21 protein-coding genes are annotated in these 23,946 nt (G+C 72.8%); 13 read left to right on the forward strand and 8 right to left on the reverse strand.

The window, feature by feature from the left end; genetic code table 11:
• Window positions 1-54: 54 nt before the first annotated feature.
• The 4 genes from ACWGIS_RS30480 to ACWGIS_RS30495 all read left to right on the forward strand — a co-directional run bounded on the left by ACWGIS_RS30480 (window position 55) and on the right by ACWGIS_RS30495 (window position 3,452).
• Window positions 55-1,206: a winged helix DNA-binding domain-containing protein gene (locus ACWGIS_RS30480; RefSeq protein WP_453365696.1), complete on the forward strand. Its 1,152-nt coding sequence runs from the start codon at window positions 55-57 to the stop codon at window positions 1,204-1,206.
• A 69-nt stretch (window positions 1,207-1,275) separates the two neighbouring features.
• Window positions 1,276-2,064 carry an SAM-dependent methyltransferase gene (locus ACWGIS_RS30485; protein ID WP_453365697.1) on the forward strand — a complete coding sequence of 263 codons (789 nt, stop codon included), beginning with the start codon at window positions 1,276-1,278 and terminating at the stop codon, window positions 2,062-2,064.
• Window positions 2,065-2,196: 132 nt separating this feature from the next.
• The gene (locus ACWGIS_RS30490) at window positions 2,197-2,457 is read left to right on the forward strand and encodes a hypothetical protein (protein WP_453365698.1); all 261 of its coding nucleotides are present in this window, start codon (window positions 2,197-2,199) and stop codon (window positions 2,455-2,457) included.
• A 251-nt stretch (window positions 2,458-2,708) separates the two neighbouring features.
• Window positions 2,709-3,452 carry a phosphotransferase gene (locus ACWGIS_RS30495; protein WP_453365699.1) on the forward strand — a complete coding sequence of 248 codons (744 nt, stop codon included), beginning with the start codon at window positions 2,709-2,711 and terminating at the stop codon, window positions 3,450-3,452.
• Window positions 3,453-3,519: 67 nt separating this feature from the next.
• On the opposite strand, the gene ACWGIS_RS30500 is transcribed toward ACWGIS_RS30495, so the two are convergent.
• The gene (locus ACWGIS_RS30500; RefSeq protein ID WP_453365700.1) at window positions 3,520-4,377 is read right to left on the reverse strand and encodes an isocitrate lyase/PEP mutase family protein; all 858 of its coding nucleotides are present in this window, start codon (window positions 4,375-4,377) and stop codon (window positions 3,520-3,522) included.
• Window positions 4,378-4,701: 324 nt separating this feature from the next.
• Between ACWGIS_RS30500 and ACWGIS_RS30505 the strand changes: the two genes are divergently transcribed.
• Window positions 4,702-5,373, forward strand: coding sequence for a beta-glucanase (locus ACWGIS_RS30505; protein ID WP_453365701.1), 672 nt, complete (start codon window positions 4,702-4,704; stop codon window positions 5,371-5,373).
• Window positions 5,374-5,493: 120 nt separating this feature from the next.
• Here the strand turns inward: ACWGIS_RS30505 and ACWGIS_RS30510 are convergent, their stop codons facing one another.
• Complete coding sequence (locus ACWGIS_RS30510) at window positions 5,494-7,857, reverse strand: AbfB domain-containing protein (RefSeq protein ID WP_453365702.1); 2,364 nt, start codon at window positions 7,855-7,857, stop codon at window positions 5,494-5,496.
• 358 nt (window positions 7,858-8,215) lie between these two features.
• Here ACWGIS_RS30510 and ACWGIS_RS30515 point away from each other — a divergent pair, with 358 nt between their 5' ends.
• A complete protein-coding gene (locus tag ACWGIS_RS30515; RefSeq protein ID WP_453365703.1) occupies window positions 8,216-9,781 on the forward strand; it encodes a hypothetical protein in 1,566 nt (521 codons plus the stop codon).
• An 81-nt stretch (window positions 9,782-9,862) separates the two neighbouring features.
• On the opposite strand, the gene ACWGIS_RS30520 is transcribed toward ACWGIS_RS30515, so the two are convergent.
• The 4 genes from ACWGIS_RS30520 to ACWGIS_RS30535 all read right to left on the reverse strand — a co-directional run bounded on the left by ACWGIS_RS30520 (window position 9,863) and on the right by ACWGIS_RS30535 (window position 14,873).
• Window positions 9,863-11,062 carry a hypothetical protein gene (locus tag ACWGIS_RS30520; RefSeq protein WP_453365704.1) on the reverse strand — a complete coding sequence of 400 codons (1,200 nt, stop codon included), beginning with the start codon at window positions 11,060-11,062 and terminating at the stop codon, window positions 9,863-9,865.
• A gap of 220 nt (window positions 11,063-11,282) precedes the next feature.
• Window positions 11,283-12,647, reverse strand: coding sequence for an FAD-dependent oxidoreductase (locus tag ACWGIS_RS30525; protein ID WP_453365705.1), 1,365 nt, complete (start codon window positions 12,645-12,647; stop codon window positions 11,283-11,285).
• Between the two features lie 105 nt (window positions 12,648-12,752).
• Window positions 12,753-13,274 (reverse strand): SRPBCC family protein, encoded by a 522-nt coding sequence (locus tag ACWGIS_RS30530; RefSeq protein WP_453365706.1) that lies wholly within the window; start codon window positions 13,272-13,274, stop codon window positions 12,753-12,755.
• A 342-nt stretch (window positions 13,275-13,616) separates the two neighbouring features.
• Entirely contained in the window at window positions 13,617-14,873 is a 1,257-nt protein-coding gene (locus tag ACWGIS_RS30535; RefSeq protein WP_453365707.1) for a LuxR C-terminal-related transcriptional regulator, read from the reverse strand.
• A gap of 230 nt (window positions 14,874-15,103) precedes the next feature.
• On the opposite strand from ACWGIS_RS30535, the gene ACWGIS_RS30540 reads away from it, so the two are divergent.
• Both ACWGIS_RS30540 and ACWGIS_RS30545 read left to right on the forward strand, forming a co-directional pair.
• Window positions 15,104-16,018, forward strand: coding sequence for an NADP-dependent oxidoreductase (locus tag ACWGIS_RS30540; RefSeq protein WP_453365708.1), 915 nt, complete (start codon window positions 15,104-15,106; stop codon window positions 16,016-16,018).
• A gap of 351 nt (window positions 16,019-16,369) precedes the next feature.
• Window positions 16,370-16,711 (forward strand): DUF5713 family protein, encoded by a 342-nt coding sequence (locus ACWGIS_RS30545; protein ID WP_453365709.1) that lies wholly within the window; start codon window positions 16,370-16,372, stop codon window positions 16,709-16,711.
• A 92-nt stretch (window positions 16,712-16,803) separates the two neighbouring features.
• On the opposite strand, the gene ACWGIS_RS30550 is transcribed toward ACWGIS_RS30545, so the two are convergent.
• Both ACWGIS_RS30550 and ACWGIS_RS30555 read right to left on the reverse strand, forming a co-directional pair.
• Complete coding sequence (locus tag ACWGIS_RS30550) at window positions 16,804-17,754, reverse strand: ornithine cyclodeaminase family protein (RefSeq protein ID WP_453365710.1); 951 nt, start codon at window positions 17,752-17,754, stop codon at window positions 16,804-16,806.
• Window positions 17,751-18,518 carry an IclR family transcriptional regulator gene (locus ACWGIS_RS30555; protein ID WP_453365711.1) on the reverse strand — a complete coding sequence of 256 codons (768 nt, stop codon included), beginning with the start codon at window positions 18,516-18,518 and terminating at the stop codon, window positions 17,751-17,753. The genes ACWGIS_RS30550 and ACWGIS_RS30555 overlap by 4 nt, the downstream gene beginning before the upstream one ends.
• Before the next feature lie 107 nt (window positions 18,519-18,625).
• Between ACWGIS_RS30555 and ACWGIS_RS30560 the strand changes: the two genes are divergently transcribed.
• The 5 genes from ACWGIS_RS30560 (at window position 18,626) to ACWGIS_RS30580 (ending at window position 23,930) form a co-directional block, all read left to right on the forward strand.
• Window positions 18,626-19,978, forward strand: a complete 1,353-nt coding sequence (locus tag ACWGIS_RS30560) for an amidohydrolase family protein (protein ID WP_453365731.1) — start codon at window positions 18,626-18,628, stop codon at window positions 19,976-19,978.
• Complete coding sequence (locus ACWGIS_RS30565) at window positions 19,975-21,093, forward strand: dipeptidase (protein ID WP_453365712.1); 1,119 nt, start codon at window positions 19,975-19,977, stop codon at window positions 21,091-21,093. The genes ACWGIS_RS30560 and ACWGIS_RS30565 overlap by 4 nt, the downstream gene beginning before the upstream one ends.
• Before the next feature lie 249 nt (window positions 21,094-21,342).
• The gene (locus ACWGIS_RS30570; RefSeq protein ID WP_453365713.1) at window positions 21,343-21,951 is read left to right on the forward strand and encodes a flavin reductase family protein; all 609 of its coding nucleotides are present in this window, start codon (window positions 21,343-21,345) and stop codon (window positions 21,949-21,951) included.
• Window positions 21,952-22,209: 258 nt separating this feature from the next.
• A complete protein-coding gene (locus ACWGIS_RS30575) occupies window positions 22,210-22,656 on the forward strand; it encodes an RrF2 family transcriptional regulator (protein WP_453365714.1) in 447 nt (148 codons plus the stop codon).
• A gap of 101 nt (window positions 22,657-22,757) precedes the next feature.
• Complete coding sequence (locus tag ACWGIS_RS30580) at window positions 22,758-23,930, forward strand: globin domain-containing protein (RefSeq protein WP_453365715.1); 1,173 nt, start codon at window positions 22,758-22,760, stop codon at window positions 23,928-23,930.
• The last annotated feature ends 16 nt before the right edge of the window (window positions 23,931-23,946 follow it).

Here is a 23,946-nt window from a genome sequence, read left to right on the forward strand (position 1 = left end):
GGTGACCTGGCGAAACCCTGTGCCGCGCCGGCCCGGACGGGAGAGAATCCCGGCATGAGGATCACCGCGGAGGCGCTCAACCGTGCCACGCTCGCCCGGCAGTTGCTGTTGCGGCGCGAGACGCTCGACGTCGTGGAGGCGGTACGGCGGCTGGTCGCCCTGCAGGCGCAGCAGCCCGCGTCGCCGTACGTGGCGCTCTGGAACCGGCTGAGCGGCTTCGACCCGGCCGACCTCGATGCGGCCGTGGCCGGCCGGCGGACGGTGAAGGCCACGCTGATGCGGCTCACCCTGCACGCGGTCCACGCCGACGACTACGCGCCCTTCCGCGCGGCCATGGAGCCGACGCTGCGCGGCTCCCGGCTCGGCGACCCCCGGTTCACCGCGTCGGGACTCACCGCCGCAGACGCCGACGCCCTCGTCGTGGAGCTGCTGAAGTTCGCCGACGGCCCCCGCACGGTGGCCGAACTGGGCGCGCGGATCGAGGAACTCGTGGGCAGGCCGGTGGAGTCGGGCGCGCAGCGCATGCTGCGCCAGTACGCGCCGCTGTGGCACGCGCCCACCGGCGGCCCCTGGTCCTACGGCCACCGTCCCTCGTACGTCACGTCGGGCGAACGGCCCGCGCCGGGGGAGCCCGGGGCCGCCGCGGACGGGCTGCGCATCCTGGTGCGCCGCTACCTGGAGGGCTTCGGACCGGCGTCCGTGGCCGACATGGCACAGTTCGCGATGGTCCAGCGGTCGCGGGTCAGAGCGGCGGTGGAGGCACTCGCCGACGAACTGGACGTGCTGGAGGGGCCCGAGGGCACGGCGGTGTACGACATCCACGGGGCGCCCCGGCCGGCCGAGGACGTCCCGGCGCCGCCCAGGCTGATGGCGATGTGGGACAGCGTCCTGCTGGCCTACGCCGACCGCAGCCGGGTGATCCCACCCGCCTACCGCAAGGTCGTGACACGGGTGAACGGCGACGTGCTGCCCACGCTGCTGGTCGACGGACATGTCGCCGGCGTCTGGCGCACCGTCGAGGGCGGCGTCGAGGCGACCGCCTTCCACCACCTCACCGAGCGGGCCTGGGAGGGCCTGGCCGCCGAGGCCGCGTCGCTCACCGCGTTCCTCGCCGCCCGCGACCCGGACGTCTACCGGCGCTACGACCACTGGTGGGCCAAGGGGCTGCCCGCGGCGGAGACGCGACTGCTCCCAACTGCCGCGTGAGGCGCCCGAGATGGTGTGCCAGACTACGGTGATCGAAATACTGGACCCCTTCGCGCGCCGGAGCCCGCCATGACGACCGACACACCTCACCCCCCGCAGATCGACACCAGCCGGGCGCACCCCGCGAGGGTCTACGACTGGCTCCTGGGCGGCAAGGACAACTATCCGGTCGACGAGGCCGTCGGTGAGAAGCTGCCGCCCGAGGCGCGCGACGCGGCGCGGCAGAACCGTCAGTTCATGCACCGCGCGGCCGCCTGGCTCGCCGGGGAGGGCATCGACCAGTTCCTCGACATCGGCACGGGCATACCCACCGAGCCCAACCTGCACCAGATCGTCCAGCGCCTGGTGCCGACCGCCAGGATCGTCTACACCGACAACGACCCGATCGTGCTGCGGCACGCCGAGGCGCTGCTGATCAGCCACCGCGAAGGTGCCACGGACTACATCCAGGCGGACGTGCGGGAACCGGCGGCGATCCTCGAACGCGCCCGAGCCGTCCTGGACTTCGACCGGCCGATCGCGCTGTCCCTGATCGCCCTGATGCACTTCATCCCCGACGAGCAGGACGCGCACGGCATCGTCCGCAACCTGGTCTCCACGCTTCCCTCGGGCAGTCACCTGGTGCTGTCGCACGCCGCCTCCGACATCTACCCGGAGCTCGCGGAGCAGGTCACCGCCGAGTACGCGAAGGCCGGCATCCAGCTCGGCTTCCGCAGCCGGGCCCAGGTCGGCCGCTTCTTCGACGGCCTGGAGCTGGTCGAGCCCGGCCTGGTCACGGCACCGGAGTGGTTCCGTACCGCACCGGCCCCCGAGCCCGAGGGCAGCGCCATCTACGCCGGCGTGGCGCGTATCCCCTGACGGGCCACCGGGCCGCACCTCCGGCCACGGCCTCCGACCCCAACGCCTGTTTGTCCGACGGCACTTGAACCGCGTACGGCCTCAGGATCGGGGGTACTCGGGACGCCTCACGGCAACGGAGGGAGCGGTGACATGTCGCAACGGGGGACGGACCGGGAGTCCGGGCTCGGTGACCTCGAACCGGGGACCCGGCAGCGGGCCCAATTGCGCACGCGTCTGGCGGACATCGCCTGGACGTCGCTGTGCGTCGTCCTTCTGCTCTGGGGCATATGGACGGCCGTCGGACTGGCCCGCGGCGTGACCGCCTGGGCGTACTGCGCCGTGGCGTGGGTGCTGCTCGCCGGGGCCCTCGGTCTGCGCGTCGCCGCGATCCGGCGCAGGACCCGGATCTAGCGCCGCGCCGAGGAGAAGGCCAACACTGCCCAGGCCGAGCGTATTTGGCTCCTGGTCGGCCTGCCGGTCCTCTGCGCACCGCTGCCATCATTCCGATCAATTCGGGTGAGCCCCCGGTGGCGGCCGCCGGGCGGCGCGCCGGACGCGCCGGCCGGGGTCCCCGACCGCGGCCGAGTCCGGCGGCCGCCGCGGCTTTCGCGCCGGCGGAAATCCGTTGGCGTGCGGCGCGGCCCGCGGCGGATCATCGGCGCATGCTCTACTCCGGACCGCCTCTCTCGCCCGTGCGGGTGCCCGCGCCGATCGCCGCCCTGGCCGAGGGGCGTCCGGTCCTGCCGGTGTGGCAGAACCAGCTCGGCGGACTCACTTTCCGCATCGGCGACGGGCCGGACGGGCTCTTCGCCAAATGGGCTCCGGCCGGGTCGGCGCTCGACCTGGCGGCCGAGGCCGTACGGCTGCGCTGGGCCGCCGCCTACACACCGGTGCCCCGGGTGCGCGACCACGGATCGGACGCCTCGGGGGAGTGGCTCGTCACCCACGCGCTGCCCGGTGAGAGCGCGGTCAGCGACCGGTGGAAGGCCGAACCGGCGCGGGCGGTCCGTGCGCTGGGCACGGGGCTGCGGGCGCTGCACGAGCGACTGCCCGTCGCGGAGTGCCCCTTCGACTGGTCGGTGGGCCGGCGGCTGGCCCGGGCCCGGCGGGCGGGCATCGAGGTGCCCGCCGACCTGCCCGAGCCCCCGTCGGTCGACCGTCTCGTGGTCTGTCACGGTGACCCCTGCGCCCCGAACACGCTGCTGCACGACGACGGTTCCTGGTCCGCGCACGTCGACATGGGCGCGCTCGGTGCCGCCGACCGGTGGGCCGATCTCGCCGTGGCCGCCGACAACACACGGTGGAACTACGGCCCCGGCTGGGAGGACGCCCTGCTGGAGGCCTACGGCATCGCCCCGGACCCGCACCGCATGGACTTCTACCGCCGCCTGTGGGACGCGACCTGAGCGTCTCCCGGCCCGGCCGACCCGCCGGGTCGCCTCCGCCCACCTCCCCGGCTGCTCGGCCGAGCCGTCAGACAGGAAGGTGACGGCTGCCGTGGTGCCGGCTGATGTTGCCCTCCAGGAGCCGCGTGGACGCGGCGACGGTCGCACCGCCCGGCGCGGGCTCCGGAAGGCGCCCGTCCGCGTCCTTGAGCCCACGCAGAGCGTCGTCGATGGCGTCGTGCGCGGCGAACAGGCAGGGGGTGCTGTAGATCGCCACGTCGACCCCCAGCTCCGTCAGCTCCGACAGGGAAAGCCGGGGGGACTTGCCGCCGCCGATCTGGTTGAACAGCAGTGGCACCCCGCCGGTGACCTCGCGGATCCGGCGGATGGACTCGACGGTGCGCACCCCGTCGACCAGGACCACGTCCGCGCCGCTCTTGGCCAGCGCGACCGCCCGGCGCTCGATCTCGGTGTCGTCCGTGGCGTCCGTGCGGGCCACGACGAGCATCTCCGAGCGGCTGTCGAGCACCATGCGGAGCTTCTCCAGGTACTCCTCCAGCGGCAGGATCTGCTTGCCGTCCGCGTGGCCGCAGCGGCGGGGGCGCCTCTGGTCCTCCAGGACGACCCCGGACGCCCCGGCCCGCTCCAGCCGCTGGACGACGTGACAGGCCACCTCCGGGTCGGCGTAGCCGTCGTCGATGTCCACGAGCAGGTGGTGCCGGGGGAACGCGAGCCGCAGCCGCTCCGCGAAGGCCACGATGTCGGGCCACGCGATGAACCCGATGTCGGGCAGTCCGTAGTGCGAGGCGGCGAAGCCGAAGCCCGACAGGAACAGGCCGTCGTAGTGGCGCGCCGCCAGGGACGCCGAGTACATGTCGTAGACGCCGATCAGCGGTGTCGTCTCCGCGTCGCTGATGGCTTCACGCAGTGCGAGGCCGTGGCCCATTGACCCTCCGGGGGGCAGGCGGCAGCGCCGATGACTGCCGTGGTGGCGAAGTGCGCGGTGATCTTCGCAGCGCCCTCGCCGGCGGTGCGAATCGCCGTCACTCGACCGGACGCTCCTCTTCCGGACACTCGCCCGCCTCCGGTGGCCGGTTTCCTCACGGGCCCCCGGCTGCCGCTCCTCGGGCCCCCGTTCTCGCGGGCGGATTCACTCCAACGGGTTGTTCCGGCGGCGGCGCGCCGCGCCGGGCGCTTGAGCGGCGGCCCGCTGGGGAGGAACCGTCCGCCGAAGGGGCCCCATACGCCCACGATCCGAAGGAGCCGGCCTGTGTCCGACGTCGTCTTCACGGCCGACTTCAGTTCGCGCGCCCAATGGGTGGCCGGACGGTCGTGGGCCTATCCCGGTGGCGGTCCCGTCAACCCGACGGACGACAAGCTCGACCACCTCGTCTCGCACCCCGCCTACAGCCGCACCGGCACCTTTCGCGCGCGGCGACGGCGCGACGGGCTGTGGAGCACCGGCCTGCTGACCACCGAGGGGAGCGAGGAGGAGTTCACCCTGCGCACGGGAGACGTGCTGGAGACCCGGGTCCGCCTGCCCGCGGAGATCGGTGCCTGGCCCGCCGTCTGGACCTGGCGGGACGGCGGCCAGGAGATCGACGTGTTCGAGTACCACCCCGACAATCCCGACCTGCTGGAACTGTCCAACCACGTCCGAGGGGGCCAGCACTACCACCGGGACGAGGCCGTCCGTCCGGGCGGGCACGTCGAGCTGAGCGTGGAGTTCGGCGCCGGCTCCGTGGTGTGGTGGGTGAACGGCACACGTGTCTTCGCCGACGGGAACGGGGTCGGGGAGGACTGGTACGCCCACCTCATCGTCAACCTCTCGGTGTGCGCCGGGCGTTGGCACCCGCCTCCCGATCCGGGGACCAGGGAGATGTCGTTCGCCGTGGAGCGCCTGGTGGTCCGCCGTCCACCGGCCGACGACGCGACGGCGTGACCCGGACGCCGTCCTCGCGGCAGCTCGCCGGACCGGGCGGAGGCCCGCCGAAGACGACGTTCGAGCGCGGCCGTGGGCGGGGAGCGGCCGGCCCGGTGGGGCCTGCCGCTCCCCGTGCCGTCAGGGCGCCCAGGGCGCCTCGACGGCCCAGCTGGTGTCCTCGGCGAACGAGGCCGGGTTGTCCCACGCGTGGGTGCCGCCCGGAGTGGCCAGCCAGAGTTCGGCGCTGTAGTGCCGCAGGTACTGCCCGGGGAAGTTCGACGCGGACAGGCGCACCGCGCCGCCCGCGCCCCGCACCGCGCAGAAGGTCGCGTCGGCCCGGAACACGTCCCCGCTGCCCGCCTCCTTGTAGACGCGGAAGTCGCGGTGACGCAGGTACTGGCCGGGGTAGTTGCGCGACTCGAAGGAGTAGCACGCACTGTCGGCCAGGCCCGGCACGATCTTCCAGGTGGCGTCGTTCTTCAGCAGGGCGGTGCTGTTCGCGTCGACGACGTCGGTGTAGGCGGCGCCGTCCCGGTGCCGCAGGTAGCGGTTCGTGAAGCCGGGGGTGGTCACCCGCAGGGATTTGTACTCGTTCGCGGGCAGGGTGACGGGCGCGGCCGGCGACCGGGACGCGTCGACGAGTGCCTTGTTGGCGGCCCGGATCCGGGCCGCGTCCACCTTGACGACCTGCCGGTCGTAGGTGAGGAGCCCGTTCGCCTCGTTCTCCACGTCGGTGATCTCCGTGTAGACCGACGCGGAGAGTCCGGCGGGCATCCGCACCTCGCGCAGCGCGTCGAGGAGTCCGACGAGGCGGTTGTCGAGGTGCGCACGGTCCGGCTGGTCCTCGTAGCTGAAGCCGCCGCCGGGATACCACTCGTGGCCGGCCACCTTGAAGCCCAGGCCGCCGTACTCGCCGAGGACGGCGGCGCGGGTGGCACTCGGCACGGTGGTTCCGGGACCGACGTAGACGTGGTGGTCCAGCACGTCGCCGTTGCCGCCGTCGACCGCGCCGCAGCAGTTGACGCCGCTCATGTTGTCGACCAGCCGCGAGGGGTCGTACGCCTTCACGTGGTCGGCGATGCGGGCCTGGTCGTACTGGCCCCAGCCCTCGTTCTGGTCGACCCACATCACCACGGACGGCGAGCTGCGGTGCTGGTCGATGACGCGGTCGTACTCGGCCTCCCACTGCGTCCGGGCGGCGCCGTCCGGGGTGCGGGTGTCCATCGCCGGCATGTCCTGCCACACCAGCAGTCCCAGCCTGTCCGCCCAGTAGAACCAGCGCTGCGGTTCGACCTTGATGTGCTTGCGCACCATGTTGAAGCCGAGGTCCTTGTGCTTCTGCAGGTCGTACTTGAGGGCGTCGTCGGTGGGCGCGGTGTAGATGCCGTCCGGCCAGTAGCCCTGGTCGAGGGTGCCGGTCTGGAAGACGAACCTGCCGTTGAGGACGGGACGCAGGACTCCGTCGGCCCTCGCGATGCCGATGGAGCGCATCCCGGTGTAGCTGCCCACGGAGTCGACCGTCGTGGTCCCGGAGACCAGGTCCGCCTTGACGTCGTAGAGGAAGGGGTCCTCGGGCGTCCACAGGTGCGGGCCGGGGACCGGCACCGTGAACGTGCTGCCGACCGGACCCGTCGCGCTGCCCACCGTGGTCGAGCCGGAGGACACGGTCACCCGGGCGCTCTGCCCCGCGACGCCGTCGCCCCTGACGGTGACCTTCAGGGTGTTGTTCGAGAGGTCGGGCACCATGTCGAGCCGGGTGATGTGGGCCGCCGACGTGGGCTCCAGCCACACCGTCTGCCAGATGCCCGAGGCGGCGGTGTAGAAGATCCCGCCCCCGGCGTGCGGCGTCACGTCGTTGATGCGCTGCTTGCCGATCGCCTGGCCGCCCGTCTGGGTGGGGTCCCAGACGGAGACGACGACGGTGTTGGTGCCGCCGTTGAGCCGGTCGGTGATGTCGTACGAGAAGGAGTCGTAGCCCCCGCTGTGCGTGCCTCCGACCTGCGTGCCGTTGACCCAGACCGTCGTACGCCAGTCGCTGGCGCCGAAGTTGAGCTGGACGCGGCGGCCGTTCCAGCCGGCCGGGACGGTGAAGGTGCGCTTGTACCAGAGCTTGTCGTTCTGGGTGATCCTGCGCTGGATGCCGGACAGGGCGGACTCAGCGACGAACGGCACCCGGATCTGCTCGGGGAACGACGAGGGCCGGCCGGCGTCCGCCGAGGTGACGGCGAAGTCCCAGATGCCGTTGAGGTTGGCCCAGTCGGGGCGGGTGAGCTGAGGGCGCGGGTACTCCGGCAGCGGCTTGTCGACCGGGACCTGGTTCGTCCACGGAGTGGTCATGGGGGCGGGCTTGGGGGTCCACGCGGCGGGGGCGGCCTGTGCCGGGCCCGTGGCGGTCAGCGCCGCCGTGCACACCAGCGTGAGGGTGGCCAGGGCGGTGGTGATCCGCCTCGCTCCGCGTCTGAGCCAGGCGGTCGCGGCGGGGGGAGCGGCGGTGCTGCGCATCGTGACTCCTCGGGGGTCGGGTGGGGGCAAGGACGTGCGCGTACGTCCAGCGGCCGCGACGCCCGGTGCCGGCAGCCCGGGCCGGGTCCGGGGCTGGGGCGAGGCGGGGCGGGGGCCGGATCGGCCGAAGGGGGGTGGCGGCTCGTCGCCCCGAGCTGTACAACGTTGGAAAGGGCGGCAGTTGGCATGACAGCACGAGCCCGGGCCGTCTGTACAGGTGCATGACAAGAACGTCTTCCGGCGGCTCGTACCGCCCTGTTGGCGAGATCACCGTCTGAACCCACTGTCGCGGCGGGGCCACTGAACGTACACTGCCAAATCGCAGACATGCGGGCGCAGTTGACCGGGGGGAGCCGACATGTCAGGTGATCAGTTCGGGGCGACGTACGGGTACGCCGTGCCTCCGATGCCGTCCGCGCCGCCACCCGCTCCCGCCGACCCGGTGCGGGCCGTCGCGGTCGCACTGCTGAACCTCAGCGGCCTGGGGCTCGGTTACGTGCTGGTGCGCCGTTGGCTCCTCGCGGCGGTGTGCTGGGCCGCGACCGCGGTCCTGCTGTTCGTCGCGCTGCCCGCCGACCCCGACGGCGTCTCGGGCGGCGCCCTGACCGCGTACGTGGTCTTCCTGGTGCTCGCGGCCGTCCACGGCGCGGTCGTGGGACTGCGCACCCGGCTGGCGTGGCCCGTCGGCGCTCCCGTCGCGATCCTGCTCGGTCTGGTGCTCCTCGCCGTCCCGGCCGGCGGCGTCGTGCTCTACGACGGCGCGCGTGACGAGGCGACCGAGGAGATGCTCCTCGACCGGCTCGAACGGGCCGACCGGCTGGTGTCGGCCGCCGACGGCAAGCCCTTCGGGAGCGTCCGGGCCGATCTGAAGGACGCCTGGCGCGCGTACGGCGACCTCCGGGACGACCACCCCGGCTCCCGGGCGGCCGAGCGGGTGCCGGACCGCCTGAAGACCTTCTACACGACCGTCGGCGCCCCCTACGCGCAGAAGAAGTACTGCGACGCCATCCCGCCCCTGGACTACCTGCGGACGCTCTCCCGGAGCACGGACAAGAAGGATCTCGGCTCGCTCGCCACCTGGCCCGACGACCGGCTGGCCGCCTCCCTGTACGAGTGCGGGTCCGACGGTCTGGCCGCCGGCGACGCGGTCTGGCCGGCGCACTTCGGTGAACTCCTCGCCACCTTCCCCCAGTCGGAGCACGCGGCGAAGGTCCAAGCGGCCGTCGGCTCGGCGGTCGACAAGGCGGTCAAGGACGTGCGCGGCGACGAACCGTGCGCGGCCGTCGACCGGCTCAAGGCGCTCAGCTCCCAGGTCGAGGGGCTGAACGGGGAGGAGGCCGGTGTGGAGCAGGCCCTCGCCAAGGACGTCGGCCGGGCCGACAAGAGCGCCGGCTCGGGCGCGTACGACTGCGGCGTGGACCAGTACAAGGACGGCGACTTCGCGGACGCGCTCAGCACCATGAACGACTTCGTGAAGGACAACAAGGGCCACAGGAACCTGGAGCGCGCGAAGAAGATCGCGATCGCCGCGGAGATCGCGCAGACCGTCCCCGCCGCGGGCAAGCGCCTGCCGACGACGGCGTCCGGCGGCAGCATCACCGTCACGCTCAAGAACGACAGCCCGGACGACATCACCGTCCTCTTCACCGGGCCGGTGACCGGCAGCCTCACGCTCAAGGGCTGCGGCAGCTGCACGGCCTACTCCACGTCGAGCACGCTCTCCCCGTCGTTCAAGCCCTGCAGCGCCGGCAAGAAGTACCCGCAGCGGACGATCAGCCTTCCCGTGGGCACGACGTACTTCCTGCACAAGTCGAAGTCCGGCACCTCCGGCACGACCCCCGCCTCGGACACCGCCAAGCTGTCCTCCGGCTACATCTACACCGAGTGCGCGTACACGACGAAGGGCTTCGGCCTGGGCACCTGACCGGCCGCCCGGCGAGCGGTGGCAGCGCCGCGGGCGGGCGTGCCGGACTCCGCGAGGCCGGCTTGATCCGGACGACTGACCCTAGGAGCAGGGAACATCGTCGCGGCGGCCGTCGGTGTGCGCGTCCGGCTCCTCGGCGCGGGGGGCGGGGGACGCCGGGCCCGCGCCCGGCAGGCGGAGCGAACCGGCCGTGTCCTTCAGGCGTTCGAAGGTCTTCGCCAGGCCCCGGAAGGGGAGGACCTCGGGCTTGCGCGGCTTCCCGACGACCGGGGCGCCGGCGCCGGACTCCTGGGAGGCGGCCAGCGCCTCGTGGGCGAGTTCCGCGGCCTCCCGGTACAGGTCGCGGGACTTCGTCATCGCGTCGAGCGCCTCGGCGTACGTGGCCACCAGGGCGCGCGCATGGGCGAGTTCCTCCTCGACGGTCAGCAGGTGCCACTGCTCGCGGAGACCGGCCACGGCCGCGGCGGCGTCCTCGACCAGGGGCCTGGGCAGGGCCGCGTAGCGCGTCACCGTGTCGATGAGGTCGGTGGGCACCGAGCCGTCCAGGAAGACGCTCCGCACGGTGAAGTCGTCGTCCTCGTATCCGGGCCTCGGGGGTGACCCGGGCAGGACGACCGCGCCCCCTCGCGGGACCTGGACGCCGAGGTCGCTCAGCGCCCAGTTGACGATCTGGAACTGGTCGGGCGCGGCGCGGTGTTCCACGATGCGGTGCCTGAGGCTGGGCGGCATCAGCCGGGCCAGCGGACGCCGGCCGCGCTCGTCGGTCGTCATCGCCTCGTGGACGACGACGTGGATGCTCCAGGTGTGGCGCGCGGCGGTGTTGAGCAGCCGGCGCAGCTCCTTGTCCTGCGCCGGGAGCCGGTTGACGGCACGGAAGCGCAGTCCGGGGACGAGGTCGTGGTCCCAGGGCACGTCGGTGTCCTCGGGCCAGAACATGGTGGCGGGCGACGGCATCGCCAGGTCCCAGGGCCGCTCCGCCTCCGCGGCCAGCGACCAGGTCCACTCGTCGGTCCTGCCGTGAACCGCCTCGACCGTCAGCCGCGCGCGCACGGTGACGGCCCCGGAGACCTGCCATCGCGCCTCGAACACGCGAGGCCCGGCACCGTCGCGGGTGTCGTCCGGTGTGTCGTCCAGTTCGAGGTGGTCCTGGATGACCCGGTCGCTCTTCTGCTCGCGCAGACGCCGGCGGACGACGTCCTCCGCGTCGGGGCCGACATAGCGTCCGCGTGCCAGCCACACGGTGTCGGGAGCCGAGGCGCGGACGGTGGGGGACTTGGCCATGTATCACTCTGACGTTGGGAGACGGCGTGCGTCCCCCAGTATGGGCCGTGCCGATCACGCGGTGCGGGGGAGGGGGCGCGCGTCCGCCGTCCCCCGCCGTGAGAGGGTTCGCCCCGCCCGCCGCCGGGACGGCCGGGAGGCCGCGTGGGGGCGTCACCCCGTACGCGGCCCCGGTGAGCCGGCGTTCCGGAGCGGGCCCGTGCCCCGCTCCGGCGTGTCGTCAGGCGCCGCTGGCGTCCAGCATCTCGTCGCGCTCGACGATCTTCACCCGCTCGCGGCCCTGTGGCGCGCCGAGCGCCTTCTCCGCGGCGTCCAGCCGGTACCAGCCGTCCCAGGTGGTGTAGCGGACCTCGCGCTCGGCGAGGAACGCGTCGACCGCTTCCGGGGCCGGGGAGGCCGGGGTGTGCAGGCGGTCGTTCGCGTGGTCGTCCAGCAGGCTGGCGACGGTCTCGTTGGCGTCGCCCTTGGTGTGGCCGATGAGACCGATGGGACCGCGGCGGATCCAGCCGGTGACGTACGTGGACTGCAGGTGCTCGCCGGTGGCCTCGATGACCCGACCGCCCTCGTCCGGGACGGTGCCCGTGCCGAGGTCCCAGGGCAGCTTGGGCAGCTGGTCCGAGAGGTAGCCGACGGCGCGGTAGACGGCCGTGACGTCCCAGTCCTTGTACGCCCCGGTGCCCTTGACGTTGCCGGTGCCGTCGAGTTCGGTGCGCTCGGTGCGCAGACCGGTGACGCGGCCGTCCTCGCCGAGGATCTCGGTGGGCGACTCGAAGAAGTGCAGGAACAGCTTGTGCGGCCGGTCGCCGGCGTCGCGGATCGCCCAGTTCTCCAGCGTCTTGGCGACCATGTCCGCCTGCTTGTTGCCGCGCCGGGTGGCGATCGAGCCGTCGTCGTAGTCGATGTCCTCGGGGTCGACGATGACCTCGATGGTGGGGGAGTGGTCCAGCTCCCGCAGTTCCATCGGGCTGAACTTCGCCTGGGCCGGGCCGCGCCGGCCGAAGACGTGGATCTCCCGGGCGCGGTTGGCCTGCAGACCCTCGTGGACGTTCGGCGGGATCTCGGTCGGCAGGAGTTCGTCGGCCGTCTTGGCCAGGATGCGGGCGACGTCGAGCGCCACGTTCCCGACCCCGAGGACGGCGACCTTCTCCGCGTCGAGTGGCCAGGTGCGGGGGACGTCCGGGTGGCCGTCGTACCAGGAGACGAAGTCGGCCGCGCCGTACGAACCGTCGAGGTCGACGCCGGGGATGTCGAGCGCCCGGTCCGCCGTCGCGCCCGTGGAGAACACGACCGCGTCGTAGAAGGTCCGCAGGTCGTCCAGATCGATGTCGCGCGGGTAGTCCACGTTGCCGAAGAGGCGGATCTGGGGCTTGTCGAGCACCTGGTGGAGGGCGGTGATGATGCCCTTGATACGGGGGTGGTCGGGGGCCACGCCGTAGCGGATCAGGCCGAAGGGGGCGGGCATCCGCTCGAAGAGGTCGATGGAGACCCCGGGCTCGCCGGCCACTTCGGATTTGAGCAACGCATCGGCGGCGTAGATACCGGCGGGGCCGGCTCCGACGATGGCTACCCGCAGAGGGCGCGACATGATCAGGTTCCCTTCGAGCGATGACAGGCTGGCTCGTCGGGAAGCCTAAACTAAGGCAATCCTAACTTAGTACGGGGGTCCGGTTGATGACCTCATAAGGCCGCTTTATGGGCTGGTCGGGGCGGTCCGGCCGGCCTCCAGTTCGCGCTTCAGGTTGCGGAGCGTCCTGTCGATGTTGCCGACCTGGAAGGCCGCGAAGGTCTTCCCGCCGGTCGCCACGCGGTCGAAGGCGTTCGCCACGAAGTCCGGCCAGGAGCGGCGGTCGTCGGTCCAGGACTCGGTCACCCGCGTCGCCGCGCCGTCCTGCGCGAAGCGGTACTCCCAGGTGGCTATCGGCGCGCGCAGCCGGGGCCGCCTGACTCCGATGGCGTGGACGCGGAACGCGAAGCGGCGGCCGGGTTCGGCGGCGATCACCGTGCACCGGGTCGTCCAGCGGAACGCGCCGCGCTTGTTGTGCCCCTCGAAGACCAGCCCGAGCTCCGCCGGTTCGTCGGGACGGGTCACCGTCGCGCCGAGGTTCTCAGGACTCCAGCGCCCCATCTGGGCCGGGCGGCTGACCTCCTCATACACGGACAGGGGCGACGCCTCGACGAGAATGCTGCGCGTCACGGTGTAGGTGCGGGGCATGGAGATCCTTTCGTCACCCACAACCTACTCGTCGGTAGCAACGATGTCACCGGGCTCCGGCCGTTCCGTCCCGCGCCGGCGGGGGGTGGCACCTGCGGGTCGACGCGGGGCGGTCGTCGCGGGAGCCTCCCGTCGGCCTGGTCGGCCGTTGGGCCCCCTAGGCCCCCTAGGCCCCCTAGGCCCCCTAGGCCCCCTAGGCTCCCTAAGCCCCGTCGGCCCCCTGAGCCCTCTCGGCCTCAGCGCCCCGGCGGCCCCCGGGCCCGCTGGCTCCCGGTCCCGTCCCGTCGGGTCCGCCGTGTCTGCCGGGCCCCGCCCGGCCAGCCTGGTCCCGCGGGCGTCGCGTCAGGCCGCGGCGTGGAAGAGGGCCGCCGCCTCGCCGCGGGAAGTGACGCCCAGCTTCGTCAGGATGTTGGCGACGTGGAACTTCACCGTGGACTCGGTGATGTGCAGCTCCTGCGCGATGGCGCGGTTGCGGTGCCCGAGTGCCAGCCGGGTCAGCACCTCCAGCTCGCGTTCGCCCAGCGAGGTCAGCGGGTGCGGCGCCGGCTCCCGCGTGGCACGCAGCGGGATGGTCGCCGTGACCGTCGAGCCCCAGCCCGGCACGGCGTCGACGTCCAGGCGTCCGTCCAGGACGTCGAGGCGTTCCACCACCCGGCCCGGGCCCAGGGCGCAGTGGGACAGCACGCCGGGCCCGTCGTCCCGCACGGTCGCCCGCAGTTCGTCCTCCGTGACCTGCCAGCCGATGTGGACCCGGGTGACCGCCTCCTGCTCCAGCACCTTCATCAGCACCGCCCGGACGACCGCCCGCGCGGTGTGCGCCACGTCCGCCGCCAGCGGCCTGGTCGCCCGCGGGGCGCCCAGCTCCAGCCGGACGGGGCCGTAGCGCACCAGCGGCCGCAGCGACTCCGCGAGCCGTGCGAACGCCTCGTCGGCCGGCTCCTCGGCGATCTCCTGGTCCCGTTCGGCCATGGCACGCAGGTCCAGCAGGGCCGTGACGGCCAGATCGGTGGCGGCGGCCCGGGCGGCCGCGTCGTCCGTGGCGCGGCCGCGCAGCACGCCGAGCAGTCCGGTCAGCGCCGCGGCGTGCGCCTCGCCCAGCTCGGCGATCACCCGGGCCCGCGTGTCGGCGGCGGTGCGCGAACGGGCCAGCGCCCCCGGTACGGCCTCCGCGGCCAGCCGGTCGACGTGGCTGGTCACCAGGTCCCACAGCGCCTGGACGAACCCGAGCACGGCCGGGTCGAGCGCGGCGTCGTCCTCGCGCACCAGCAGCAGGACGGCGCCCCGGGGTGTGGCGTCGCTGCGCACGGCGAGCGCCGGGTGTTCCGCGCCGGCGAGGGTGAGCGTCCCCTGCCAGGGGCGGCCCGCGACGCCCGAGTCGAGCAGCGGCGCCAGGTCGGCCGTGCCGAGGCGGGCGACGAGGTCCTCGTCGCCGTGGGCCTTGAACGGCGAGTGCGCGCAGTGCGTGGACAGTTCGGCGGCCGCGCGGTGGGGGACAGGTTCGGCGAGGACGGAGGACAGTCGCGGCAGGATCCCGCCGAGGGGCTGACGGATGACGTCGTACGCGGCGGTCAGGGCGGGCACGGAGCCGGACAGTTCCATGCGCCTCAGCGTAGTGACCGGCCTTGCCGGACCGGCTGTCCTTTCGGACAGGTGCGACTGTCCGGAAGACCGGCCCGGTCGGGCTGCGCCCCGGACGAGGCTTGAGCCGTCGACAGGCCCCGGGCCGCCGGTCACCGGCGGGCAGCGGGCCGTCGAGGTGCCGTCGGCCGACGGCACCGGCCGCGGTGTCCGATCACCGTGGCCGCGCGACACGACTGCGGGGAGTTGCCATGAAGGCGATCACTTACGACGAGTTCGGCGGGGCGGACGTCCTCACCTTCGGCGAGCTCGCCGAGCCGGAACCGGGACCGGGCGAGGTGCGGGTCCGCGTGGTGACGGTCGGCGTCAATCCCCTTGACCACAAACGCCGTCACGGATGGATGGAGGCGTTCTACCCGACGACCTTCCCGGCCGTGCCGGGCCTGGAGTTCGCCGGGGTCGTGGACGCGCTCGGCGAGGGGGTCACCGGCTTCGCGCCCGGTGACGAGGTGTTCGGGTGGACGAAGACCGGCGCCTACGCCGAGTACGCCATCGCCGGCGACATCGTCCACAAGCCGGCCGGTCTCTCCTTCGAGGCCGCGGCGACGCTGCCGGTGGCCGGTGAGACCACGGAGCGGGTGCTGGGCCTGCTGGGCCTCAAGTCCAGCGAGACGCTGCTGCTGCACGGCGCGGCGGGAGCGGTCGGACAGGTCGCCGTCCAACTGGCCGTGGCGCTCGGGGCGACGGTGGTCGGTACGGCGTCCCCCGCCAACCACGACTTCCTGCGCGAGCTGGGCGCGGTCCCCGTCGCGTACGGGCAAGGGCTCGCCGACCGGGTCCGGTCCGCCGCCCCGCACGGCGTCGACGCGGTGTTCGACGCCGCCGGACACGACACGCTGCCCGTCTCGATCGAGCTGAGGGGCGGCACGACGGACCGGATCGTCACGATCGCGGCGCAGGACGCGGCCGAGTACGGCGTGGTGTTCTCCGGGGGCGGCACTCCGTCGGACACCGTGCGGACCTGGCTGACGGAACACGGCAGGCTTGCGGTGGAGGGCGGGCTCACCGTCCCGGTCGCCGGGACGTTCGCGCTGGCCGACGCCGCAGAGGCGCAGGAGTTGAGCGAGGCGGGACACGTGCGCGGCAAGCTGATCCTCAAGGTGTGAGGGCGCCCGGGAGGTCCCACCGGTGAAGGAGGCGCGGGGAAGGGGGTGTTCACGGGGGCGACGCGCGGCGCACGGGGACTGATGTATGATCAATGTTGAGCGCGTCGCCGAACTCCCGGTACCGCGCCTCGCGTTGGTCGTCCAAGGAAAGACGCCCCGCTTCCTGCGGGGAGATGCAGGTGCAAGGCCTGCCCGGCGCTCCACGAACCCCATCCCGGTCACCCGGGGTGGGGTTTTCGCGTTGCCCGCCGCGGGCCGTGCGGCCGTACGCGGCGTCCGGGCCCGGCGTTGTCGGTGGCGTCCGGCATGATCCGGGGAACACGTCGTCGGTGCGGTCGGGGAGTGAGCGGGATGCCGGTCAAGAATGAGAACGTGTTGCGGCACCCGTTCCTGCGGGCGCTGTACGAGGACGACTACTACCCCGATCACGTTCTTGACCGGGGCAGGGAGATCCTGCTGGGGCTGTGCGGCCGCATCGAGGCGGAACGTCCGGACGGTCTCGCCGCCCTGTACGCGCTGACCGCCGTTGCCACGGAGGAATTTGACGCCCTGGAGGCCGAGTTCGAGGCCGCAGGCAGCGAGATCGAGACCGTGGCGCGTGAGGAGATCGCAGAGGACTTCGCGTTCGTCGCCGACGCGTACGGGTTCGCGGACGCGGACCACGAGGAGCTGGTCGCCGCACGGGAGTGGTGAGCCCCCGCCCTCCGCGTCTCCGGGTGGCGGGAGACAGGAGCGCGGTTTTGGGGGAGGTTCGTCCCATAGGTCCGGAGGGCCCGCCGGCGCGGTCACAGGTCGAGGATCGTGCCCCGGCCCTCCGCTCGGGCCACGGCGTGCGCGACATGGGCTGCCGCGACGTCGAGAGCGGCGTGGCCGGTGGACTTGAACACGGTCAGCTCGGCCTCCGTGCGTCTGCCGGGGTGCCGTCCCGACAGGACGGAACCGAGGAGCGCGACCGTGCGCCCCGCCGGGAGATCCTGCAACTCGTGTGCCCCGGCCGGTACTCGGGAGCCGGCGGCGCCGGGCCACTCCGCGAAGAGGGTGGCGTCGTGGACGGTGGCGGCGTCCAGCTCGGGGCCGTGGGAGCCGCCCACGGAGCTGACGTGGGTGCCGGGAGCCAGCCAGGCCCGCTCGATCACGGGGCGGACCGCGCCGGTGCAGCAGAAGACCGTACCGGCCTCGCGCACCGCCTCCTCGATGCTCCCGGCGGTGCGCGCCGCGGGGTGCAGGCCGGCGAGCCGTCGGGCGCCGGCCAGGTCGCGGCCCGCGACCGTCACGGGGGTCGCGGGGTCGAGTACCGCGAGCAACTCGACCTGGGCGCGCGCCTGCGCGCCGGTGCCGATGACGGCGACGGCGCGGTGGTTTGGACGTGCCAGGGCGCGGGCGCTGTGGGTGGCGGACGCGGCGGTGCGTATCGCCGTGAGGGCCTCGGCGTCCATCAGGGCCAGCGGGCCGCCGTGCTCGGCGTCGAACACGGCGACGACGCCCCGGTGCGTGCTGCGCCCCGGCCGGGCGGGGTCGGCGAAGACGGAGACGAGTTTGGCCGCGAGGCCCAGTCCGGGAACGTATCCGGGCATGGCGCCCAGCAGCCCGGCCGGGGCGCGGGCGGCGATCCTCGGCGGGGCGGAGGCCGTCCCGTCGCTGACGGCCTTGAGGGCCGTGGCCACCGCGTCCATCAGGCGGTGCGGGTCCAGGGAGATGCGCGTCTGTGCGCGGTCGAGGACGAGGACCCCACTCATACGGCTCCGTCCTCGACCTCGGAGGTACGGGTGAGGAGGCGCTGCAACTCGTCGGCCGACGCCCGCAGTCGGCGGCGCAGACCGGCGACGCGGGACTCGTCGAACTCCGTGTCCAGACCGACCACCGTCAGGGCGCACACGGGCGCGCCCGGGGTGGGGACGACGGCGCGGCTGACGGAGGCGACGAGCTGTTCGTTGCGGCCGTGCTCGACGGCGAACCCGCTCCGCTCGGTGCGCTCGATGTCGGCCAGCAGGCCCTCGGGCCCGGTCAGCGGATGTCCCGCCTCCTCGGCGAGGCGGAGGTAGGGGGCGCGGGCGTCCGGGGGGAGCGCGGCGACCAGGGCGAGCGGGCCGGCGAACCGGTGGACCGGCAGGGCCTCACCCATCAAGTGCGTGATCATCGCGAGGCGTTCGGGGCGCACGACGTCGATGACCCGGGCCTGGTCCGCTTCCGGAACCTGGAGGTTGACCATCATCCCGGTGTCCTCCGACAGGGCCGCCAGCACGGGACGGGCGATGGCCGTCAGCGAGTTCCTGGCCGCGGCGGACGACAGTCCCAGGACCGCGGTGCCCGGCAGATAGCGGTCGCCGGCCCGGAGCACCCAGCCTCTGCGGACGAGGTCGAGCAGGACGCGGTAGGCCGTGGCGCGGTGCAGGCCGACCTCTTCCGCGAGGTCCGTGAGGCGCGGGGGGCGGGGGGCGCGGGCCACGGCCTCGACCAGGTCGAGGGCCTTGTCCACCGCCGAGCGTGATGCTGCGGGCACTTCCGACCACTCCTTGTGGCGCCGAGGGCGGCCAGCGTACGGTGGCCCTTGTTTCCAGTGACGATACAGCTGTTACGCAGACCGTAACAAGCGTCCACGAGGTGAAGATGACTCACGAGGTCTCTGCCGGGCCCGGCCCGTACGCGCCGCCGCCGGACGGCACCGTCGCCGTGTACCGCGGTGCCACGCTGTTCGACGGGCACGGGGGTCCGCTGCGCCCCTCGACGACGATCGTCACCGACGGGTCGTGGATCCGCGCCGTCGGCGACGATGCCGAACTGGACGCTCAACTCCCGCCGGACGCAGAGGTCTTCGATCTCGACGGCCTCTTCGTCGTCCCCGGGCTCATCGACTCCCACCAGCACATCGCGACGCCTCCCGACCGGCCCGCGGCCGAGGCGGTCCTCCGCCGGCTCGTCTACAGCGGCGTCACCGCGATCCGCGACATGGCGGACGACCTGCGCCAGGTCGGCGACCTGGCCAGGGCCACGCTCGTCGGCGAGATCCCCGGCCCCGACATCCGCTACGCCGCGCTCATGGCCGGCCCCGGGTTCTTCGACGATCCGCGCACCCACCAGGTGTCGCAGGGCGAGACCCCGGGCGCGGTGCCGTGGATGCAGGCGATCACGGACGACACGGACCTGCGCCTGGCCGTGGCGATGGCGCGGGGCACCCACGCCGCCGCGATCAAGGTCTACGCGGACCTCGACCACACCGCCGTCGCCGCGATCACGGAAGAGGCCCACCGCCAGGGCGTCCCCGTCTGGGCCCACGCCACCGTGTTCCCCGCCTCCCCCCGGCAGGTCGTCCTGGCCGGCGTGGACAGCGTCTCGCACGTCACGCTGCTCGCCTTCGAGGGCGCCGAGGGGCAGTTGACGAGCTACAAGCACAAACCCCCCGTCGACCACGCGAGGTTCGCGGGAGGGGACGACCCTCGTGTGGAGGAGCTGTTCGCCCTGATGCGCGAGCGGGGGACCGTGCTCGACGCGACCGCCGCCATGTGGGCCGGCGACGCCCTGGCCGGGGACGGACCCGAGGGTGCCGAGCGTGCCCGCCTCAACAGCGAACTCGCGGCCCGGCTCACCGCCCAGGCGCACCGGGCCGGTGTGGACGTCTCCACCGGCACGGACTACGAGACCGACCCCGACGACCCGTTCCCCGCGCTGTACGAGGAGCTGGCGTTCCTCGTGGACCGCTGCGGGATGACTCCCGCGCAGGCGCTCCGCTCGGCCACCCTGATCGGAGCCCGCAGCGCGGGCGCCGAGGCCGTGATGGGCAGCGTCGAACCGGGCAAGCTCGCCGACTTCGTCGTCCTCGCGGACGACCCGACGCTCGGCGTCGACCGGTTGCGTACGCTCACCATGACCGTCAAGCGAGGCCGCCGCTTCGTCCGCGACGAGTTCGACCGGACGCTCCCCACCGCCCGCGCCCGGCGCGACGAGGCCGAGGAGGGCCGATGACATCCACTCCCATGATCATCAACGCGCTGGGGCAGCTCGACAACCCCAACTCCCCGCGCTCGTCCGAGGCCGCCGCCCAGCTCAACGCCTCCAGCGAGCAACTGGCCATCGACGCGCGGGCTTTGGCCGACGCCCACGCCTCGGGCCTCACCGCCGTCAACATCACCCTCGGCTACACCATGGGCGACCTGCCCCCGTACGAGCACACCCTGCACGAAATAGCCGTGTGGGACGCGATCATCCGGGACAACGCGGCGGACCTCACCAAGATCCTCACGGTCGCCGACGTGCACCGGGCCAGGCGCGAGGGCAGGATCGGGGTCATCTACGGCTTCCAGAACGCCGTCGCCGTCGGTGACGACCTGAGCCGCGTCGCCACCTTCGCCGAGCGGGGCGTGCGGATCGTCCAGCTCACCTACAACCAGGCCAACCACATCGGCGACGGGTCGATGGCACCGGGCAACCGGGGCCTCACCGAGTTCGGCCGCGGTCTCGTCGAGGCCCTGGACGAGCAGCACCTCATGGTCGACCTCTCCCACAGCGGGGAACGCACCTGCCTGGAGGCGGCGAGGATCGCCCGGCGCCCGGTCTCGGTCAACCACACCGGCTGTCGTGCCCTGGCCGACCTGCCCCGCAACAAGACCGACGAGGAACTGCGCCTGGTGGCCTCACGCGGCGGGTTCGTCGGCATCTACTTCATGCCGTTCCTCGACGTCTCCGGACACCCCACCGCCGCGGACGTGGTGGAGCACATCGACCACGCGGTGAACGTGTGCGGCGAGGACCACGTCGGGATCGGCACCGACGGCCCCGTCACGTCCATCGACGACCTCGACGCCTACCGGGCGAGCCTCGTCGAGCACGTGGCCCTGCGCCAACAGGCGGGCGTCGGAGCGGCGGGCGAACGTGGCGACACGCTGCCGTTCGTCCTCGACCTGCGCGGAGTGGACCAGTTCCGGAAACTGATCCGCCTGCTGGAGCAGCGCGGCTACCGCAGTGAGCGCATCGAGAAGATCCTCGGGCGGAACTTCCTCGACTACGCGGAACGGGTGTGGGCCCCGGAGCCCGCCTTGACCGAGCCGGCGCCCCGTCCGCCGGCCGCCTCGGCGGGTTGACGCCGAACGCGACGAAGTCGTCCGTGTCGTCCTGGCCCACTTGGCAGCCCGGTGCCGTCGATGCAGCCGATGCAGCCGATCCAGCCGGTCTCCAGGCCGCGCAGGTCCGGGCGGCGGACGTTCCGCAGCGTCGGGAAGGCGGCCCGGGGCCTGCGGGAGAGCGGCCGGGAGGACGGTCCTCGCGCACCGACGGGTCAGGGATACGGTGTGGCTGCGCCGGGAGGTTCTGGGCCAGCGATACTGCCTGACATGCGTATCGACTATTCACCCGAGTCCATGGACAAGGGTGCGTTCTACAAACTGCTCACCGCGGTGGTCGTGCCCCGTCCGATCGCGTGGGTGTCGACCCTCACGGGCGACGGCACGACCGCCAATCTGGCGCCGCACTCGTTCTTCACCGTCGCCTGCACCGACCCGCCGATCGTGCAGTTCACCTCCGTGGGACGCAAGGACTCCCTGCGCAACGTGGAGGAGACCGGGGAGTTCGTCGTGAACTTCGCGCCCGAGCAGCTCTTCGAGCAGATCAACGCCACCGCGACCGACTTCCCCAGCGAGGAGGGCGAGTTCGACGCGGTGGGCATCGAGAAGGAACCGTCGCTGAAGGTGAAGCCGCCCCGGGTGGCCGCCTCGCCGGTGGCGCTGGAGTGCCGTCTGCACTCGACCCTGTGCCTGGGGAACTCCACCGTGGTGTTCGGCCGGGTGGTGCACGCCGCCGTGCGCGCGGACACGGTGGTGGACGGGCATCCGGAGATCGGCCTGCTGCGGCCGCTGTCCCGCCTGGGGAAGAACGAGTGGGGCGCGATGGGCGACATCAAGGACCTCGCGCGGATCCGCTACAGCGACTGGCAGCGGGACTGAGCAGCCGCCCCAGCCGCTCCCATCGGTCCAGCCAATAAGCCGCTTCAGCCAGTCAAGCCGTTCCAGTAGTCCCGGCGGTCGTTGCCGCCGCCGGGACCGGCCCGGGGCCGGCGACGCGTCGCCCGGTCGCGCGCCGGGCATCCGGGCGGGCAGGTTCCGACGGCCCGGCGGCAAGGCGATATGCGGAGAGATCGGACAAGTCGGGGATCCGGCGACGGATAATTTGCATTCAGCATTCGTATTATCTACGCTCCGGCCATGCGCTTGACGAAGTCCACCGACCTCGCACTCCGTGCGGTCATGGCCCTGGCCACGGCCGACGGACCGTCGACGGCACGTGACGTCGCGGCCGTCGTGCGCGTCCCGTACTCGCACCTGGCGAAGGTCGCGGCCCGGCTCCAGCACCTGGGTGTCGTCGAGTCCCGGCGTGGGCGCGGCGGCGGACTCGAACTGACGCCCGACGGGCGGACGTTGTCCATCGGCCGGCTGGTCCGCGAACTGGAGGGGACCGGTGACGTCGTGGACTGCGAAGGGGACGAGCCGTGCCCGCTCGCCGGCGCCTGCCGGCTCCGCGGTGCGCTGCGGCAGGCGCAGGAGGCCTTCTACGCCTCCCTCGACCCGCTGACGGTCGAGGATCTCACCGCGCCGCCGACCGGTCCGGTACTGATCGGGCTCATCGGCCGGGGACGCGACATGCGGCCCTGACCTCGAAAACGACGTGCGCGGCCCCTCCCGGTCCACCGGGCCTCCGCGCGCGAAGCGCCACACCCGTAAATAAGCATCCAACATACGTATTAGGGGTTGCCGTGCTCTCCCACGCGTCCGCAGCGACTGTCCGTGCCACACTCCCCGCGGTGGGGGCGGCACTGCCGCGTATCTCCGAGCGCTTCTACGAGCGGCTGTTCACCGCTCACCCCGAGCTGCTCCGGGACCTGTTCAACAGGGGCAACCAGGCCGAGGGGACGCAGCGCCAGGCGCTGGCCGGGTCCATCGCCGCCTTCGCGACGGCACTCGTCGAGCATCCGCAGGTCCGCCCGGACGCCATGCTCGCCCGCATCGCCCACAAGCACGCGTCGCTCGGCATCAGCGCGGGCCAGTACCAGGTGGTCCACACCCACCTCTTCGCAGCGATCGCCGAGGTGCTCGGCGACGCCGTGACCCCCGAGGTCGCCGCCGCCTGGGACGAGGTGTACTGGCTCATGGCGAACGCGCTGATCGCCCTCGAGAGCCGGCTGTACGCCGAGCGGGGAGTGCTGCTCGGCGACACCTGGCGTCCCTGGGAGGTCCTCGAACGCGTCGCGGAGACCGACGACGTCGTCTCCTTCCGGCTCCGCCCGGCCGACGGCCGCGAGGCACCCTCCTGCGCGCCGGGCCAGTACGTCTCCGTCCGCGTCGAACTGGCCGACGGGGCACGGCAGATACGCCAGTACAGCCTGTCCGGCGCGCCCGCCGACCCGACGCGTGTCATCACGGTGAAGCGGGTGAACGAGGTCTCCGGGCACCTGCACGACCACGTGCGCGTGGGAGACCGCATCGACCTCTCCGCACCCTACGGCGATCTCGTCCTCGACGACCCCGGCGCTCCGCTGCTGCTGGTCTCCGCCGGCATCGGGTGCACACCGATGCTGGCCATGCTCCATCACCTCGCCGACACCCGCTACGAGGCGCCCGTCACCGTCGTGCACGGCGACCGCTTCCCGCAGGCCCACGCGCTGCGCGCCGACCACCGCGCCCTCGCAGGGAAGCTGCCCGGGGCCACGGTCCACTTCTGGTACGAGGAGGACCCGGAGGAGGGCGACCGGCTCGGGCTGGTCGACCTGGCGCAGTTGCCGCCGCTCCCCGAAGGTGTGCAGGCCTACCTCTGCGGTCCGCTGCCGTTCATGCGGGCCGTCCGCACCCAGCTCCTGGAGCGGGGGGTGCCGGCCTCCGCCGTGCACTACGAGGTCTTCGGCCCCGACATCTGGCTCGCCGAGGGCTGATCCGGCCGCCGGTTCC

The sequence above is a fragment of the Streptomyces sp. NPDC054842 genome (assembly GCF_053611025.1).

Excerpts from the sequence above, each read along its gene's own strand:
- ACWGIS_RS30550 (WP_453365710.1), bottom strand. The coding sequence starts at position 17,754 with ATGAGTGGGGTCCTCGTCCTCGACCGCGCACAGACGCGCATCTCCCTG.
- ACWGIS_RS30560 (WP_453365731.1), top strand. The coding sequence starts at position 18,626 with ATGACTCACGAGGTCTCTGCCGGGCCCGGCCCGTACGCGCCGCCGCCG.
- ACWGIS_RS30480 (WP_453365696.1), top strand. The coding sequence starts at position 55 with ATGAGGATCACCGCGGAGGCGCTCAACCGTGCCACGCTCGCCCGGCAG.
- ACWGIS_RS30530 (WP_453365706.1), bottom strand. The coding sequence starts at position 13,274 with ATGCCCCGCACCTACACCGTGACGCGCAGCATTCTCGTCGAGGCGTCG.
- ACWGIS_RS30510 (WP_453365702.1), bottom strand. The coding sequence starts at position 7,857 with ATGCGCAGCACCGCCGCTCCCCCCGCCGCGACCGCCTGGCTCAGACGC.
- ACWGIS_RS30525 (WP_453365705.1), bottom strand. The coding sequence starts at position 12,647 with ATGTCGCGCCCTCTGCGGGTAGCCATCGTCGGAGCCGGCCCCGCCGGT.
- ACWGIS_RS30575 (WP_453365714.1), top strand. The coding sequence starts at position 22,210 with ATGCGCTTGACGAAGTCCACCGACCTCGCACTCCGTGCGGTCATGGCC.
- ACWGIS_RS30535 (WP_453365707.1), bottom strand. The coding sequence starts at position 14,873 with ATGGAACTGTCCGGCTCCGTGCCCGCCCTGACCGCCGCGTACGACGTC.
- ACWGIS_RS30500 (WP_453365700.1), bottom strand. The coding sequence starts at position 4,377 with ATGGGCCACGGCCTCGCACTGCGTGAAGCCATCAGCGACGCGGAGACG.
- ACWGIS_RS30545 (WP_453365709.1), top strand. The coding sequence starts at position 16,370 with ATGCCGGTCAAGAATGAGAACGTGTTGCGGCACCCGTTCCTGCGGGCG.
- ACWGIS_RS30515 (WP_453365703.1), top strand. The coding sequence starts at position 8,216 with ATGTCAGGTGATCAGTTCGGGGCGACGTACGGGTACGCCGTGCCTCCG.
- ACWGIS_RS30485 (WP_453365697.1), top strand. The coding sequence starts at position 1,276 with ATGACGACCGACACACCTCACCCCCCGCAGATCGACACCAGCCGGGCG.
- ACWGIS_RS30495 (WP_453365699.1), top strand. The coding sequence starts at position 2,709 with ATGCTCTACTCCGGACCGCCTCTCTCGCCCGTGCGGGTGCCCGCGCCG.
- ACWGIS_RS30520 (WP_453365704.1), bottom strand. The coding sequence starts at position 11,062 with ATGGCCAAGTCCCCCACCGTCCGCGCCTCGGCTCCCGACACCGTGTGG.
- ACWGIS_RS30570 (WP_453365713.1), top strand. The coding sequence starts at position 21,343 with ATGCGTATCGACTATTCACCCGAGTCCATGGACAAGGGTGCGTTCTAC.
- ACWGIS_RS30490 (WP_453365698.1), top strand. The coding sequence starts at position 2,197 with ATGTCGCAACGGGGGACGGACCGGGAGTCCGGGCTCGGTGACCTCGAA.
- ACWGIS_RS30565 (WP_453365712.1), top strand. The coding sequence starts at position 19,975 with ATGACATCCACTCCCATGATCATCAACGCGCTGGGGCAGCTCGACAAC.
- ACWGIS_RS30540 (WP_453365708.1), top strand. The coding sequence starts at position 15,104 with ATGAAGGCGATCACTTACGACGAGTTCGGCGGGGCGGACGTCCTCACC.